The following is a 13,834-nucleotide window of genomic DNA, read 5'->3' as shown; positions in this document are numbered from 1 at the left end:
AATGTGTGTGACCTTCGGTCCATCCACGGAGTTGTCCACAGGTGTGGACGGAGCGGCGCGGGCTGTGGATAACCTCCGTTGGCGGGCGCCGCGGTCCCACCGGATCCACTAGCGTCCGGTCCGGAGGGAACGCCGAACGGGGGGATGCCGATGTCGGAGATGTGGGTCGATCCGGGCAGGCTCGTCGACGCCGCGCGGGTCGCGAAGGGGCTCGGCGAGAGCGTCGGTGCCGCGAAACCTGCTGTCGTACACGAGGACGCGGGTATGTCCGGGTTCCGGGCCGTGTCCGCGGTCGTCGCGGGTGGCCGGTCGGCGGCCCGGGTGATGGACGTCGTCGGCGACGGGCTGCGCCGGTGGGCGACGACCGCCGAGCGGTCGGCGGGCGAGTACGCGCGGGTGGACGAGGCGACCGCGGAACGCCTGGTCGAGGTGGCGCGCGCCCTCCCCGCGGTCGGCGCCGCTCGGTGACGGCGCCGACCGTCTCGCAGGCGCGGTCGTGGGCTCCCGCCGTGCTCGCTCGGCAGGCCGACGAGTGGCGGCGGGCCGGCGGCGTCCTGGATCGGGACCTCGGCGTGTTCGCGCGGGCCGTGGCCACCACCCGCGAGCACTGGGGTGGCGTCGCCGCCGACGCGGCCCGAGCCCGCGCCGGCGAGGTGTTCGTGCTCGGAACGAGGACGGCATCGGTCCTGCACGCGGCGGCGACGGCGGCGGACGGCGCGGCGGACGCACTCGACCTGGCCCGGGCCGCGGTGCTCGCCGCCGTCGACTCCGCGCGGTCGGAAGGGTTCGACGTCGGCGACGACGGTGCGGTGGCAGTGTCGCCCGCCCTGGTCCCGACTTTCGTGCAGTCGGGGATCGGCGGGGTGGTCGCCCGCGCGGTACTCGAGCATCGGGCGGGGCAGCATCGGGCGGTGATCCGGTCCGCGCTCGGCGATCTGGGTGCGGCCGACGGTCGGGCGCGGTCGCTGATCGATTCGGTGTTCGCGGAACTGCCGCGCGACGGTGATCCGGGCACTGGATGGGTTGGTGTGCAAACGGTTCCGCTCGCGCCGTCGGTGGGAGCGAGCCCGGCGGACAACCGTGCGTGGTGGGACTCGCTGACCCCGCCGCAGCGGCAGGTGCTGCTCGAGACGTCACCCGACGTGGTCGGTGACCGGGACGGGCTGCCGGCCGAGGCGCGGCACCGCGCCAACCTCGCGCGGCTCCCCGCGGAGCGTGCCGCGCTGGAGTCGGCCCGACAGGTGCTCATGGACCGCGCGTCGACCCTGTCGGGTTTCGCGGCGCAGGCGGCGCGGCACGAACTCGCGGACGTGACCGGGCGTCTCGCCGACCTCGACGCCGTCGAGCGGGCCGTCCTGGACCACCCGGACCGGAGGCTGCTGCTGCTCGACGCCCGCTCCGGCGAACAGGTGCGGGCCGCGGTGGCCGTCGGCGACCCGGACACCGCCGACCACATCGCGGTGACCGTACCCGGGATGAACGCCGGTGTGCGCGCGTCGCTCGGCTCCATGGCGGACGAGGCCGCGGCACTGCGGCAGGAAGCGCTGGCTCAACTCCGCGCGAGGCCGGGCCGGGGGCACGAGACCGTGGCCGCCGTCGCGTGGATCGGCTACGACCCGCCCCGGACGTCGGGCAGTGTCGTCGATGCGGCCCGAGGCGGACTGGCTGTGGCACAGAGGGATCGGGCGTCGGTGGGCGCTCGTGACCTGGCGCGGTTCTACGACGGCCTCGGTGTCGCCCACACCGGGTCCGATCCGCACATCACCGCGATCGGGCATTCGTACGGTTCGGTCACCACCGGGCTCGCGTTGCGGGAGCCCGGGCGGCGTCCGGTCGACGACGTCGTGGTCTACGGCTCCCCCGGCCTGGTCGACGTGCGCTCGCCCGCCGACCTGGGTCTCGGCCCGGGACACGCGTACGAGATGACGGCCGACGGCGACGTGATCGCGCGCCTCAACCGGTTCGGTCCCGGACCGTTCGGTGGTGGACCGTACGCGACGGACGGCTTCACACATCTCGGGACGGACGCGGCCGACACCCCCGACGGGGTGCGTCGTGACGGGGCCGTCGGGCACAGCGAGTACCCGCGCGTCGGGGACGACGGGCGCCTCCGCACCAGTGGCTACAACCTGGCGGTGGTCGTCGCGGGCCTTCCGGAGCGGGTGGTCGGAGTGCCGGGCTCGTCCGACGGAACCGATTGACGCCGCGCCGCGTCCACCCATGTATGGGAGCACTCGAGTACTGGTTCGGCACCGGTGACGGCGACCCGACCGTGTGGTCGTCGGCGGCGGATCTGGACCTCGACGGGGACGGCGAGTTCGATTCGGTGCGTCTGGATTTCGACGGCGACGGCCTGCTCGACGACGCCATGTGGGACATCGACCACGACGGGGTGGTCGACCGTGCGGTCCTGGACGCCGGGCAGTCGTCGGCCCGCTGGTTCGCCGATCCGGCGCGCGGCGGCGTCTGGGCGCAGGAGCTGCCGCGGGAGCACGTCCCATCCACCCCGCCACCGGCCCCGCCCGGGTGGCGCCGCGTCGACCACGACGGTGACGGGGCGGCCGACGACGCCGTCGTCGACTTCGACGGTGACGGGTCGCCGGATGTCGTGCTGGTCTCGACGGGCCACGGCGCCCGATACGACACCGTGCTGGTCGCCGAGGAGGACCCCCACCGGCTGTCGGTGCGACTGAGCGACAGCGACGGTGACGGGCTCCTCGACACGGCGCACCGCGGCGAGGGGTGAGTGGTCAGGCGACGGCGCGGCGGGAGTTGACCGCGATCGCGGCGACACCGAGGGCGTAGATGCCGGCGGCGACGAGGACGAGGCCGAGCGACTGTCCGTCCGGCGCGACCACGGTGGCCGCGGCGGCGAGCGACGCGCAGAACGCGATGTTGAACACGGTGTCCTGCAGCGCGAACACCTGGCCGCGGCGGTCGTCGTCGATGTCGATCTGCATCGCGGCGTCGCCGGTGAGCTTGATGGTCTGACCGGCGAACCCGAGCAGGAACGCGCCCACCAGCAGCAACAGCTGGGACAGCGACGCGATGAGCGTGGCCTGCACGACGGTCGCGAAGACGAGCGCCACGGTGACGGTACGCGAGCGGCCCAGGCGGGGAATCAGCCACGGCGTCGCGAGCGCCGCCAGCAGCATGCCGGCGGCGGTGGCGCCCACCGCGACACCGAAGCCGGCGAGGCCGCCGGGCAGCGCGGACCCGGACGTCGGGTGGCGCAGGATGAGCACCATCAGGAGGGTGTTGATGCCGAACACGATGCGGTGGACGCCGATTCCGATCATCGTCGTGGTCACGCCGGGGGCCTCCCACACCGCCGTCGCGCCGGTGCGCAGACCGGCGAGGACGGCGCTGACGGTCGCGAGCGTCTGCGTCCCGCCGGTATCCGCGTCCGCCGGTCCGAGGGCGTGGAGCGCGAACCCGCTCACCGCCCACGCCGCGATCACCGACCCCACCGCCCCGGCCGCCACCGCGACACCGGAGCCCACGTCGCCCTCCCCCACCACACCGATGATCGTCACCGCGGTCCCGGCGCCGAGGGCCGAGAACACGGATCCCGCGGTGGCGAGCACGGAATTCGTCGGCACCAGCCAACTCTGGCGCACCACGTGCGGTAGGGACGCCGAGACGCCGGCGAGCACGAACCGGCTGACGCCGATCGCGGCGAGCGCCAGGATCAGCAGCGGTGTCTCCCCCGCCCCGGCGACCAGCAGGGCGGCGATGGCGAGGATCAGGCTGCCGCGCAGCAGGTTTGCCCACAGCAGCACCGCGCGGCGGTCCCAGCGGTCGAGGAGCGCGCCCGCGAAGGGGCCGATCACCGAGTACGGCAGCAGCAGCACCGCGAAGCCGGCCGCGATCGCGAGCGGTTCGGTCTCGCGTTCCGGGTTGAACAGGATCGCGCCGCCGAGCGCCGCCTGGAACAGTCCGTCGCCGAACTGGCTCGCGAAGCGGACCGCCGTGAGGCGCGCGAGGCCCGGGGAGTGGCGCAGCGTCGTCGCGGCGGTCGCCCACGACCCCCGGACCGAGCTCCAACTGCGCACACGGTGACCCTATCGGTCGGCGCGCGCCGTCAACTCGTTCCGCCACCACCGGACGGTCTCGGCGGCCGCCGCGTCCAGCGGGGTGGGCGCCAGACCCAGCAACTGCTCGCTGCGGTGCGAGTCCATCACGAACGGGGCGTCGAACTGGTACAGCGTCTCGGCCAGCTCCCGGGTGGGGCGGTGCACGGCGCCGACGGTGCGCAGCAGCCACCCCGGCAGCGTGCCCACCTTCGGTGCGGGGACCTGCGCCGCGTCCGCGAAGATCCCGACCATCTGCCGCTGCGTCACCGCGGACGTGGTCGGTGCGTGCAGCACGGTGTTCCACAGTCTGGTGTCGTGCGCCGCGGCGATCATCGCCGCCGCCAGATCCGGGACGTACGTGAACGAATGGACGACGTCGGCGCGTCCCATCACACGAATGGTCTTCCCGGCGAGGACCGACGGCACCATCCGCTCCCCCGCGTGCGCCGTCCGGACGTGCGGTCCGAAGAAGTCGGACGCGACGACGCTGACCGTGGGGACCGGGTGTGCGGCCCGGGCCGCGAGCAGCCGGGTGCGGACGCCGAGCTTGCCGGTGGTCGCGTCGCGCGGACTGTCCTCGGTCATCGGTCCGGTGGGGCGGCCGTACGAGTACAGGCTCTCCGGGAACACCACCACGGCCCCGACGCGCTGCGCGGTGTCCATCACCACCTGCTCGGCGGCGGGCAGCTCGCGTTCCCAGGCGCGGGCGTCGTACGCGGAGCCGTGGATGCAGTGGAAGACCGCGGTGGCCCCGTCCAGTGCGGGTGCGAGGGCCGCGGGATCGGAGACGTCCACCTGTCGACGCTCGATCCGCGGATGGACCGGTCCGCTGCCGGAGCGGGTCAGCACCCGCACGTCGTGGCCGGCGTCGGCCAGCTGCTCGGCGACGGTCCAGCCGACGGGTCCCGCCCCGGTCACTACCTGCAGATTCGACATGGTGTGCTCGCTTTCTCGAGGAGATGTCCAGAATCGAGAGCACTGCTCTCTGTTCTCACGATGCGCCCTCGCTGTCGCGATGTCAAGAGCACTGCTCTCTTTTGTTGACAGTGCTCTCGTTTCTCGGGCAGGGTGGGGGCATGACCGTCACCCCGCGCGAACGTGCCCGCGAGCAGACGCTCGCCGAGATCACCCGCATCGGCCGCGAACACCTGGCCACCCACGGCGCGGCCGCGCTGTCGCTGCGGGCCGTCGCGCGGGACCTGGGGGTGGTCTCGTCGGCGGTGTACCGGTACGTCGCGAGCCGCGACGAGTTGCTGACGCTGCTGGTCGTCGACGGCTACACCGAGTTGGGCGGGGAGGTGGACGCCGCCGTCGACGCGCTGCCCGCCGACGACCACCGCGGCCGGATGCACGCGCTCGCCCGCGCGGTCCGGGCGTGGGCCGTGCGCGAACCCGCCCGGTACGCGCTGCTCTTCGGCAGCCCGGTGCCCGGCTACCACGCGCCGGCCGAGCGCACGACCGGTCCTGGCACCCGGGTCGTCGTCGCGATGGTGGGCATCATCGAGGCTGCGTACCGGGCCGGCGGGATCGCGCTGCCCGAGACGCCGGTCGATCCGGGACTCGCCGTCGACCTGGACCGGATCCGCGGCGAGATGGGCCTGACCCTCCCCGACGGCCTGCTCGCTCGCGGCGTGACGGCCTGGGCGGCGCTGTTCGGTGCGGTGAACTTCGAGGTGTTCGGGCAGTATGGCGCCGACACCTTCGCCGATCCGGCTGCGCTGTTCGAGCACCAACTGGTGGTCCTCGACCAGCTCCTGGGGCTGGCGTAGGCCGTCGCAACGTGGTCGACGACACGTCGACCCCCATACCCCTTGGGGTATACAGTGTGGATCGAACGACCCCCTCGGGGGTCTGGAGAAAGCGAGCAGGGGTGGCCCTACTGTCGAAGTTCTTCCGCAAGTCGTACGGCGTCGTCGACGTCCACGAGGCCCGGAATCTCGTCGCGGGGGGCGCGGTCCTGCTGGACGTGCGGTCTCGTCCCGAATGGGACTCGGGGCACGCGCCCGGCGCGACGCACCTGCCGCTGCACGAGGTGATCGAACGCGGCCCCGACGCCGTCGGCGATCGGCCGGTCGTCGCGATCTGCCGGTCCGGCGGGCGGTCGGCCACCGCGGCCCGCGTGCTCGCCCGCGCCGGCGCCGAGGCCTACTCGGTCCGCGGAGGCATGGACGCGTGGCGACGTGCAGGTCTGGAGATCACCGCCTGACGGCCACACATCCACGAGGAGATCTGGAAATGGCACTGCCCAAGCATTCCGGTTGGTCCATCGAGCGCATCGTCCCGCTGCTCGGCGGTTCGGTGGTGGGCGCGAGCCTGTTGCTCGGCCGCAGGCACTCGCCCAGGTGGCGCGGTCTGACGGCGTTCGCGTCGGCGAATCTCGTCCTGTACGGGGTGGTCGGCTGGTGCCCGATGAGCCTGCTCCTGCAGAAGCTCGGCGTGCCCCGCGCCGCCTCCTGCCCGCTGCCCGCCACCCGCACCGAGGCCGACGCGGCCTAGCCGCGACACGGCCGATCGCGGTTGGCACCTCCCGCCGGGGCCGCGTCGATGAGATGATGACCCAGTGGCGCACTCGGAGGACCCTGAGGACCGCACGGCCCCGGCCCAGCCGGCGGTGCGGCCCGGCAGCCTGCTGGTGTCATCGACCGAGCTGTTCGAGCCGACGTTCCGCCGGACCGTCGTCTACATGATCGAACACAACGACGCCGGCAGCCTCGGCGTCGTCATCAACCGCCGCAGCGACACCTCCGTGCAGGAGGTCCTGCCGCAGTGGGCGGACCTCGCAGCCGACCCCAAGGCGATCTACGTGGGCGGCCCGGTCACCCGCGACGCCGCGCTGTGCCTGGCGACGCTGCGCACCGGCGCCGACATCACCGATGTCGACGGTCTGCGCCGCATCGACGGCCGCGTCGTCATGGTGGACCTCGACGCCGACCCCGACGCGATCGCGCCGGTGATCGAGGGGCTGCGGATCTTCGCCGGCTACGCGGGCTGGACGTTCGGTCAGCTCGACTCCGAGATCGAGCACGATGACTGGATCGTGTTGTCCGCGTTGGCTTCCGATGTCGTCAGCCCGCCTCGCGTGGACGTCTGGGGTCAGGTGCTGCGGCGCCAGCCGATGCCGCTCGCGTTGCTCGCGACCCACCCCATCGACGTCGACCTGAACTGAGCACTCATCCGGGCGAGAGCGTGCGGCGGACGGTGTCGGTCGCGAGGGTGAGCGCGGCCGCCGTCGCCCGGCAGTCCCGGAGGCTGTCGAGCATCATGAAGTCGTGCACCATTCCGGCGACCCGGACGGCGGTGACATCGACGCCGGCGGCCCGCATTTTCGCCGCGTACGCCTCGCCCTCGTCTCGCAGGACGTCCGCCTCGTCGGTGATCACGAGTGTCGCCGGCAGGGCCGCCAACCGGTCTTCCGGCGTCTGCAGCGGGGACGCGTACACGTCGCTGCGCTGGGCCGGATCGGGTAGGTACTGGTCCCAGAACCACTTCATCTCGTCGCGGGTGAGGTAGTAGCCGTCGCTGAATTGCCGGTACGACGCCGTCTCGAAGTCGGCGTTCGTGACCGGGTAGAGCAGCACCTGCGCGTGCAGGTCGACGTCGCCGCGTTCGGCGGCCATCAGGGCCAGCACGGTTGCCATGTTTCCGCCGACCGAGTCGCCGCACACTGCGATGTGGGACGGATCCATGGCGTATTCGTGACCGTATTTGCCGACCCACTGCGCCACCGCGTAGTTCTGCTCGATCTGCACCGGATACTTCGCTTCCGGTGCCCGGTCGTAGACGGGGAACACCGCCGTGACGCCGGCGCCCACCGCGAGTTCACGGACGATCCGATCGTGGGTGTTCTCGTCGCCGAACACCCAACCGGCACCGTGGATGTAGATCAGCACCGGCAGGTCGCCGACCGCCCATGCGGGCCGCACGATGCGGGTTCGAACCGTCCCGTGCGGTTCGGCGTCGACGTCCACCCACCGTTCGTCGACCGGGGGTTTCTCGACCCCCTCGCCGTTCTGCAGTTCGGCGAGGATCTCGCGGCCCTGCTCGGGTGGGACCTCATAGATCCGTGGATGCGGCGCCGTAGCCTGCGTGAGTTCCCTTGCGGCGGTCTCCAGTACGGGTTCGGGCGGATCGGGCAGCGTGGACATTCTCGGCTCCTTCGTGGCGGGATCTCGGCTCGAATACCCGTTCGGCCGCAGGAGCAAACGCGCCTCAGAGACGAATGTGCCTGACTCCCACCGCGGCTCGTCGCACCTGGTAGCGAACCCGATTCATCCGGGCCCCCGGGAGCGGCAGGCCCGCGCGTACGGCGATGTCCTCGACGACGTCGTCGACGGCCCGATCGTCGGTGGCGACGTGCTCCGCGAACCGCTCCGACCCCAGGGCCGCGACGCAGCGGTCGATCTGCTGCATCGCCCAGGTCTCGTCCCGCCCCACCGCCCGTCCGAGCCAGTAGCCGCTGCGCGTCCGCAGCCGCCGTCGGAGGGTGTCGGGCGAGGCGGTCAGCGCGTAGTGCCGCACCTCGACGTCCGCGGCCGCCAGACCGGACATGATCTCGTCGAAGTAGTCCGGATTCACGAGGGTCATCGGAACGATCACAGGTCCGTCGTGGGCTGCGGCCGCGTCGGCGAGTGTCGCGACCACGGCCGACCGCCACTGCGGCCGGTCCTGGAAGTCGCCGCGCGCCGGGGCCGGGAGCATCCGGTGGATCCCGAACCCGATGAGTTCGGGATCGGCGATATGCGAATGGGGGATGCGGCGATGCAACTCGAACGCCGTCTGCGTCTTTCCCGCGCCGAACGCGCCGTTGATCCACACGAGCACGGCGCCGAGTCTAGGTCGGCGGCGATCAGTGCGCGAAGTGCTGGGCCTCGGAGTGGATGGCGACGCCCTCCTTGCGCAGGTGGCCGCACACGTCGACGATGTCGTCGAACAGCTGCCGCGCCAGGTCGGCGCTGAAGCCCTCGCGGACCACGATGCGCAGGACCGCGACGTCGGTCGCGTCGGCGGGCATCGTGTAGGCGGGTACCTGCCAGCCGCGGGCGCGCAGCTCGTGGGACAGGTCGAAGACCGTGAACCCCGGATCGCCGGTGAGGTCGAACGTGATGACCGGGATGGCCGAGCCGTTGCTGATGACCCGGAAGTCGCCTTCCTCGGCGAGCTTGCCGCTCAACCACATCGCGGTGGTCCGCAGTGTCTGCATGATGCTCCGGTATCCGGAGCGGCCGAGTCGCAGGAAGTTGTAGTACTGGCCCACGATCTGGTTGCCGGGACGCGAGAAGTTGAGCGTGAACGTGGGCATGTCGCCGCCGAGATAGTTCACCCGGAACACCAGTTCCTCGGGCAGGTGTTCGCCGTCGCGCCACACCACGAACCCGATGCCCGGATACGTCAGGCCGTACTTGTGGCCGCTCACGTTGATCGAGATGACTCGAGGAATCCGAAAGTCCCACAACAGTTCCGGATGCAGGAACGGAACCACGAATCCGCCGCTGGCGGCGTCCACGTGCACCGGGACGTCGGGTCCGCCGCCCGCGGCCAGCTTGTCGAGCGCCTCCGCGATGTCCTGCACCGGTTCGAGTTCGCCGGTGTACGTGGTCCCGAAGATCGCGACCACGCCGATCGTGTTCTCGTCTACCGCCGCCGTGACCTGCTCCGTGGTGATCACGTACCGCCCCGGCTCCATCGGCAGGTACACCGGTTCGACGTCGAAGTAGCGGCAGAACTTCTCCCAGACCACCTGAACGTTGCTGCCCATCACCAGTTTCGGCTTCGACGCGTCCAGGCCGGCCCGCTCGCGCGCCTGCCGCCAGCGCCACTTCATCGCCAGCCCCGCGAGCATGACGGCCTCGCTCGAGCCGATCGTCGAGACGCCGGTCGCCGATGCGGGATCGGTGTCGGACAATCCCGGCGCGTTGAACAGCGCGGCCACCATGTTGACGCAGCGCTGCTCGATGGCCGACGTGGCCGGGTACTCGTCCTTGTCGATGAGGTTCTTGTCGAACGTCTCGGCCATCAGCATGCCGGCCTCGGGGTCCATCCACGTCGTCACGAACGTCGCGAGGTTGAGCCGCGAGCTGCCGTCGAGCATCAGCTCGTCGTGGATGAACCGGTACGCCGCGCGCGAGTCCATCGAGTCGTCGGGCAGGCGTAGTGCGGGAACGGGATTCGTTTCGAGCCGGCCCGTGTAGGCGGGCATGATGAGTTCGCGGGACTCGTCGGGTTGACTGTTGCTCACGTTCGCCTCCGACAGCACGTCTGCAGTTCCAGCAGACACACGGACACCTGAACGGTCCCTCCCATTGAACCCCAGGTGCCGCGGCAGCGTGCGTGAACGAGCGGGAGGTCAGGAAGTGATCGACTGCGGATCGGTCCGTTTCGCGAACCTCTGCGCGAGCGCTGCGCAGACGATCAGCTGTATCTGATGGAAGATCATCAGCGGCAGCACGATCAGGCCTACGGGCTGACCGGCGAACAGCACGGACGCCATCGGTAGGCCCGTCGCGAGGCTCTTCTTGGAGCCGCAGAAGATGATGACGATGCGGTCCGGCAGCGAGAAACCCAGCTTCTTGCCGGCGAACGCGGTGATGCCGAGGACCGCGGCGAGAATGCCGCAGCACACCGCGACCACCGCGAGGATCTCGAGAACCGTCACGGTGCTCCAGATGTGCTCGTTCATCGACTCGCTGAACGCCGAGAACACGACGAGCAGGATCGACCCGCGGTCGACGAGCTTGGTCGGTTCCGCGTACTTCTGCAGCCAGTCGATGACTAGCGGCCGGATCAGCTGACCGATCATGAACGGCAGCAGCAACTGCAGGACGATGTCGAGCACCGACGAGAAGTCCACCGTCGCCTCGCCGGTGGTGTTCATCAGCAGGATCACCAGCAGCGGCGTGACGAACACGCCCACCAGGTTGGAGAACGACGCGCTGACGATGGCGCCCGCGACGTTGCCGCGCGCGATCGACGTGAACGCGATCGACGACTGCACCGTCGACGGCACCAGGCACAGGTAGAGGATGCCGGTGTACATCTCGTCGGTGATGACCGTCGGCACCAGGATCCGCAGTGCCAGTCCGATGAGCGGGAACAGCACGAACGTCGCGGCGAACACCACCGAGTGCAGGCGCCAGTGCTTGAGGCCCTGCAGCGCCTCGGCCGGCGACAGGCGCGCACCGTAGAGCAGGAACAGGAATCCGATCGCGATCTTGGTGGCCCAGTCGAGCACGGTCTGGCCGCTGCCGGATACGGGGAACAGGCTGCCGAGGATCGCCACCGTGACGATGGCCAGGATGAATCCGTCGATGTAGAACCTGCTCAGAAACTTCACCGGTCAACGGTATATGTCGCCGAATCGATCATGAAAGCCGTTCGAGTAGTTAACTGTGATCACGCTTCGTGATATGCAGGACGCATGTTCGATCCGGTTCTCCTCAGGACTTTCCTCGCCGTCGAGCAGACGGGTGGGTTCACGGCCGCCGCGCGGCAGCTGGGGCTGCGCCAGTCCACCGTCAGTGGGCACATCTCCCGGCTCGAGAAGGCGGCGGGCTGCGAGCTCGTCGCGCGTGACACGCACACCGTCGATCTCACCGCCGACGGCTCCGCGATGGTCGGTTTCGCGCGGTCGATCCTCGACGCGCACGACCGGGCCAGCCGGTACTTCGAGGGCTCGACGCTCACCGGGCGGCTGCGGTTCGGGGCGGCCGAGGATCTGGTCGCCAAGGGGCTGCCGGAGATCCTGCGGGACTTCCGGCGCACGCACCCCCTCGTGGACCTCCAGCTCACAGTCGGTCTGAGCCGCGCGGTCCATGCGCAGCTGCGGGCCGGTGACCTCGATCTCGCGTTCGTCATGCGCCGGCCCGGCGAGACACACGGGGAGCTGGTGTGGCGCGACCGGCTGGTGTGGGGCGGGACGCCCGAGTCCCAGTGGGATCCGTCGACCCCGGTGCCGCTCGTCGTGTATCCCCCGCCGAGCATCACCCGCGCGTGCGCCCTCGGCGCGCTCGAGACGGCGCGGCTGCCGAGCCGGATCACCTGCCTGGCCAACAGCCGCGCGGGACTGCGCGCCGCCGTCCTGGCGGGTCTCGGGGTCATCGTGCACGCGAGTTCGCTGCTGCCGACCGAGCTGCGGCCCGTCGGCGATCGCCTCGGCCTGCCGGACCCGGGGGACGTCGAGTTCGTGCTGTTGGGGCGGTCGAGCACGCCCAGCGGCCCCGAGTCGGCGCTCATGGAGGCGATCCGGGCGTCCGCGTTGTGACGGTCACGACCGGGCGAGGCGCCGGTCGGCGAGGGTGTTGAGGGCGCCGGCGATCTCCTCGGCCCTCGGGGTGGTGACGGTGAGCTGGTGCCCGCAGGCGAACGTGATCACCACGGCGGGTCCCGTGCGGGTGACGACGCCGTAGTTGCCCCGGCCCTTCGCCTTGAGCCCCCAGCCACCGAAGTCCTGGAACGGGCGCAGGTGCGTGACCTTCGCGCCGAGCACCTCGTCGGTGCCGTATTCGATCGCCGCCATGCCCATGTTCTGCACGCGGATGCTGTCGGCGTCGACGACCAGTCGGAACTGCAGGATGGTGACAGCCAGGAGCACCGCGGGCAGATACAGGCCCAGCGGCCACCACGCGTCCGCCAGCCAGCACATCAGGACCGCGGGGGCCGCGAGAACGAGCGCCGTCGCCAGCAGGCCGCCCGCGCTCATGCCGACCTGGTCGGTGATCGGCAGTTCCACCGCGCCGCGCGGCAGGTCCGCGGCCGGCGCCTCGGTGGCGAGGGTGCGGACGCGGTAGTCGCGCAGCAGCGACGCGCCGACGAGACCGACGACCGCGCCGAGCACCAGCCCCGGCCCGAGCGCCTCGACCGGCATCGCGGCGTCGGTCGCGGCCGTGTCGACCTGCCCGACGATCATCGCGATCTCCCCCGCGACGATCACGCCGACGACGGTGAGTCCGATCAGCAACATGATCCGGCGCATCATCAGCTGGGCCTGGGCGAGCGCCGCGATGCCGCTGCAGCCGCCGCCGATGAGCAGCACGATCGCGGCCATCGACCACGCGCTCGCGACGGGACTCGTGAAACCGGTGGAACTGCCCCCGGACCACTGGGTCGCGATCTGCTCGGGCAGTCGGGGTTCGAGAATGTAGGTCGCCACGACGCCCGCGGCCGCAGCCAGTGCCGGAACGACGACGCCGAAGAAGGCGCCCGCAGGGTCGATGAGGCGCGGGCCTGGTGTGGGTGTGGTCACACCCGGGATTCAACCAGTCAGGCCGGTTCGCACGCGCCCTTGAGGCTGCAGGCGCCGCAGGACGTACCGCAGCCGCTGGTCTCGGGCAGCGCACCCGCGGCCTTGGAGCCGAGGGTGCCGCCGGCGGCGGTGATGAAGAAGGCGCCGACCAGGGCGACGATCACCGCGACGAGCGGCAGGGCGCCGTCGAGCAGGATTGCGGCGAGACCGCCGATCACCAGCACCGCAGCCGACGCCAGCATAGTGGGGGCGGCGACCTTGTTGGCCAGCGCGAACGTCTCGTCGTCGCGCAGCGATTGGGGGGTGCGCACACCGGCCCAGCGGTTGCGTTCGAGGCGACCGGTCAGTCCGGCGATGCCCACTGCGGCGAGCGCGACAGCGGCGATGAACAGCACGACAGCGACGATGACCACGCATCCACGATAGAGCGTGGTAGGGCGGGCCGGTGTTCCTGGGTGTCCTCGGGGTCCGCCGACGCTTTACCCTGGTTGACGGAATTCCCGTCATCCAAGTAGATAGC

The 13,834-nt window shown here is 71.0% G+C and carries 16 protein-coding genes; 8 read left to right on the top strand and 8 right to left on the bottom strand.

The annotated features are described in order from the left end of the window. The first annotated feature begins 150 nt into the window (after positions 1 to 150). The 3 genes from ABTV10_RS24955 to ABTV10_RS24945 are packed head-to-tail and all read left to right on the top strand — an operon-like array spanning position 151 to position 2,746. Complete coding sequence (locus tag ABTV10_RS24955; protein ID WP_499031569.1) at positions 151 to 468, top strand: hypothetical protein; 318 nt, start codon at positions 151 to 153, stop codon at positions 466 to 468. Further along, positions 465 to 2,201 carry an alpha/beta hydrolase gene (locus tag ABTV10_RS24950; protein ID WP_499031566.1) on the top strand — a complete coding sequence of 579 codons (1,737 nt, stop codon included), beginning with the start codon at positions 465 to 467 and terminating at the stop codon, positions 2,199 to 2,201. Before ABTV10_RS24955 ends, ABTV10_RS24950 begins: the two co-directional genes overlap by 4 nt. A gap of 23 nt (positions 2,202 to 2,224) precedes the next feature. Then, positions 2,225 to 2,746: a hypothetical protein gene (locus ABTV10_RS24945; RefSeq protein ID WP_499031564.1), complete on the top strand. Its 522-nt coding sequence runs from the start codon at positions 2,225 to 2,227 to the stop codon at positions 2,744 to 2,746. 4 nt (positions 2,747 to 2,750) lie between these two features. On the opposite strand, the gene ABTV10_RS24940 is transcribed toward ABTV10_RS24945, so the two are convergent. Together ABTV10_RS24940 and ABTV10_RS24935 are read right to left on the bottom strand one after the other, a co-directional pair. Then, positions 2,751 to 4,055 (bottom strand): MFS transporter, encoded by a 1,305-nt coding sequence (locus tag ABTV10_RS24940; protein WP_499031562.1) that lies wholly within the window; start codon positions 4,053 to 4,055, stop codon positions 2,751 to 2,753. Positions 4,056 to 4,064: 9 nt separating this feature from the next. Further along, positions 4,065 to 5,012, bottom strand: a complete 948-nt coding sequence (locus tag ABTV10_RS24935) for an NAD-dependent epimerase/dehydratase family protein (protein WP_499031559.1) — start codon at positions 5,010 to 5,012, stop codon at positions 4,065 to 4,067. A 140-nt stretch (positions 5,013 to 5,152) separates the two neighbouring features. Here ABTV10_RS24935 and ABTV10_RS24930 point away from each other — a divergent pair, with 140 nt between their 5' ends. From ABTV10_RS24930 to ABTV10_RS24915, 4 genes are all read left to right on the top strand, one after another. Next, positions 5,153 to 5,845, top strand: coding sequence for a TetR/AcrR family transcriptional regulator (locus ABTV10_RS24930; RefSeq protein WP_499031557.1), 693 nt, complete (start codon positions 5,153 to 5,155; stop codon positions 5,843 to 5,845). A 101-nt stretch (positions 5,846 to 5,946) separates the two neighbouring features. Next, on the top strand, positions 5,947 to 6,282 hold the full coding sequence (locus ABTV10_RS24925) for a rhodanese-like domain-containing protein (RefSeq protein ID WP_499031554.1): 336 nt from the start codon (positions 5,947 to 5,949) through the stop codon (positions 6,280 to 6,282). 29 nt (positions 6,283 to 6,311) lie between these two features. Continuing rightward, positions 6,312 to 6,572, top strand: coding sequence for a YgaP family membrane protein (locus ABTV10_RS24920; RefSeq protein WP_499031551.1), 261 nt, complete (start codon positions 6,312 to 6,314; stop codon positions 6,570 to 6,572). 64 nt (positions 6,573 to 6,636) lie between these two features. Beyond that, on the top strand, positions 6,637 to 7,242 hold the full coding sequence (locus ABTV10_RS24915; protein ID WP_499031548.1) for a YqgE/AlgH family protein: 606 nt from the start codon (positions 6,637 to 6,639) through the stop codon (positions 7,240 to 7,242). Between the two features lie 4 nt (positions 7,243 to 7,246). Here ABTV10_RS24915 and ABTV10_RS24910 read toward each other — a convergent pair whose 3' ends face one another. The 4 genes from ABTV10_RS24910 to ABTV10_RS24895 form a co-directional block, all read right to left on the bottom strand. Then, positions 7,247 to 8,221 (bottom strand): alpha/beta hydrolase, encoded by a 975-nt coding sequence (locus ABTV10_RS24910; protein WP_499031545.1) that lies wholly within the window; start codon positions 8,219 to 8,221, stop codon positions 7,247 to 7,249. Positions 8,222 to 8,285: 64 nt separating this feature from the next. Beyond that, a complete protein-coding gene (locus ABTV10_RS24905) occupies positions 8,286 to 8,897 on the bottom strand; it encodes an AAA family ATPase (RefSeq protein WP_433608609.1) in 612 nt (203 codons plus the stop codon). A gap of 25 nt (positions 8,898 to 8,922) precedes the next feature. Then, entirely contained in the window at positions 8,923 to 10,350 is a 1,428-nt protein-coding gene (gene gad, locus ABTV10_RS24900) for a glutamate decarboxylase (RefSeq protein ID WP_499031542.1), read from the bottom strand. Between the two features lie 69 nt (positions 10,351 to 10,419). Beyond that, complete coding sequence (locus ABTV10_RS24895) at positions 10,420 to 11,406, bottom strand: bile acid:sodium symporter family protein (RefSeq protein WP_499031539.1); 987 nt, start codon at positions 11,404 to 11,406, stop codon at positions 10,420 to 10,422. A gap of 84 nt (positions 11,407 to 11,490) precedes the next feature. Here ABTV10_RS24895 and ABTV10_RS24890 point away from each other — a divergent pair, with 84 nt between their 5' ends. Beyond that, positions 11,491 to 12,333 (top strand): LysR family transcriptional regulator, encoded by an 843-nt coding sequence (locus ABTV10_RS24890; protein WP_433608605.1) that lies wholly within the window; start codon positions 11,491 to 11,493, stop codon positions 12,331 to 12,333. A 3-nt stretch (positions 12,334 to 12,336) separates the two neighbouring features. Here the strand turns inward: ABTV10_RS24890 and ABTV10_RS24885 are convergent, their stop codons facing one another. Then, entirely contained in the window at positions 12,337 to 13,314 is a 978-nt protein-coding gene (locus tag ABTV10_RS24885) for a hypothetical protein (protein WP_499031536.1), read from the bottom strand. Between the two features lie 17 nt (positions 13,315 to 13,331). After that, positions 13,332 to 13,727, bottom strand: a complete 396-nt coding sequence (locus ABTV10_RS24880; RefSeq protein WP_499031533.1) for an SdpI family protein — start codon at positions 13,725 to 13,727, stop codon at positions 13,332 to 13,334. Between the last annotated feature and the right edge of the window lie 107 nt (positions 13,728 to 13,834).

Source organism: Paraburkholderia sp. RHO2 (assembly GCF_050955445.1).
GTDB classification, from domain to species: domain Bacteria; phylum Actinomycetota; class Actinomycetes; order Mycobacteriales; family Mycobacteriaceae; genus Prescottella; species Prescottella agglutinans_A.
This window is presented reverse-complemented; position numbering and strand designations above follow the sequence as displayed.

What these genes read in the sequence shown, in the direction of transcription:
- ABTV10_RS24935 (WP_499031559.1), bottom strand. Translation starts at nt 5,012, where the DNA reads ATGTCGAATCTGCAGGTAGTGACCGGGGCGGGACCCGTCGGCTGGACC.
- ABTV10_RS24910 (WP_499031545.1), bottom strand. Translation starts at nt 8,221, where the DNA reads ATGTCCACGCTGCCCGATCCGCCCGAACCCGTACTGGAGACCGCCGCA.
- ABTV10_RS24930 (WP_499031557.1), top strand. Translation starts at nt 5,153, where the DNA reads ATGACCGTCACCCCGCGCGAACGTGCCCGCGAGCAGACGCTCGCCGAG.
- ABTV10_RS24955 (WP_499031569.1), top strand. Translation starts at nt 151, where the DNA reads ATGTCGGAGATGTGGGTCGATCCGGGCAGGCTCGTCGACGCCGCGCGG.
- ABTV10_RS24945 (WP_499031564.1), top strand. Translation starts at nt 2,225, where the DNA reads ATGGGAGCACTCGAGTACTGGTTCGGCACCGGTGACGGCGACCCGACC.
- ABTV10_RS24920 (WP_499031551.1), top strand. Translation starts at nt 6,312, where the DNA reads ATGGCACTGCCCAAGCATTCCGGTTGGTCCATCGAGCGCATCGTCCCG.
- ABTV10_RS24890 (WP_433608605.1), top strand. Translation starts at nt 11,491, where the DNA reads ATGTTCGATCCGGTTCTCCTCAGGACTTTCCTCGCCGTCGAGCAGACG.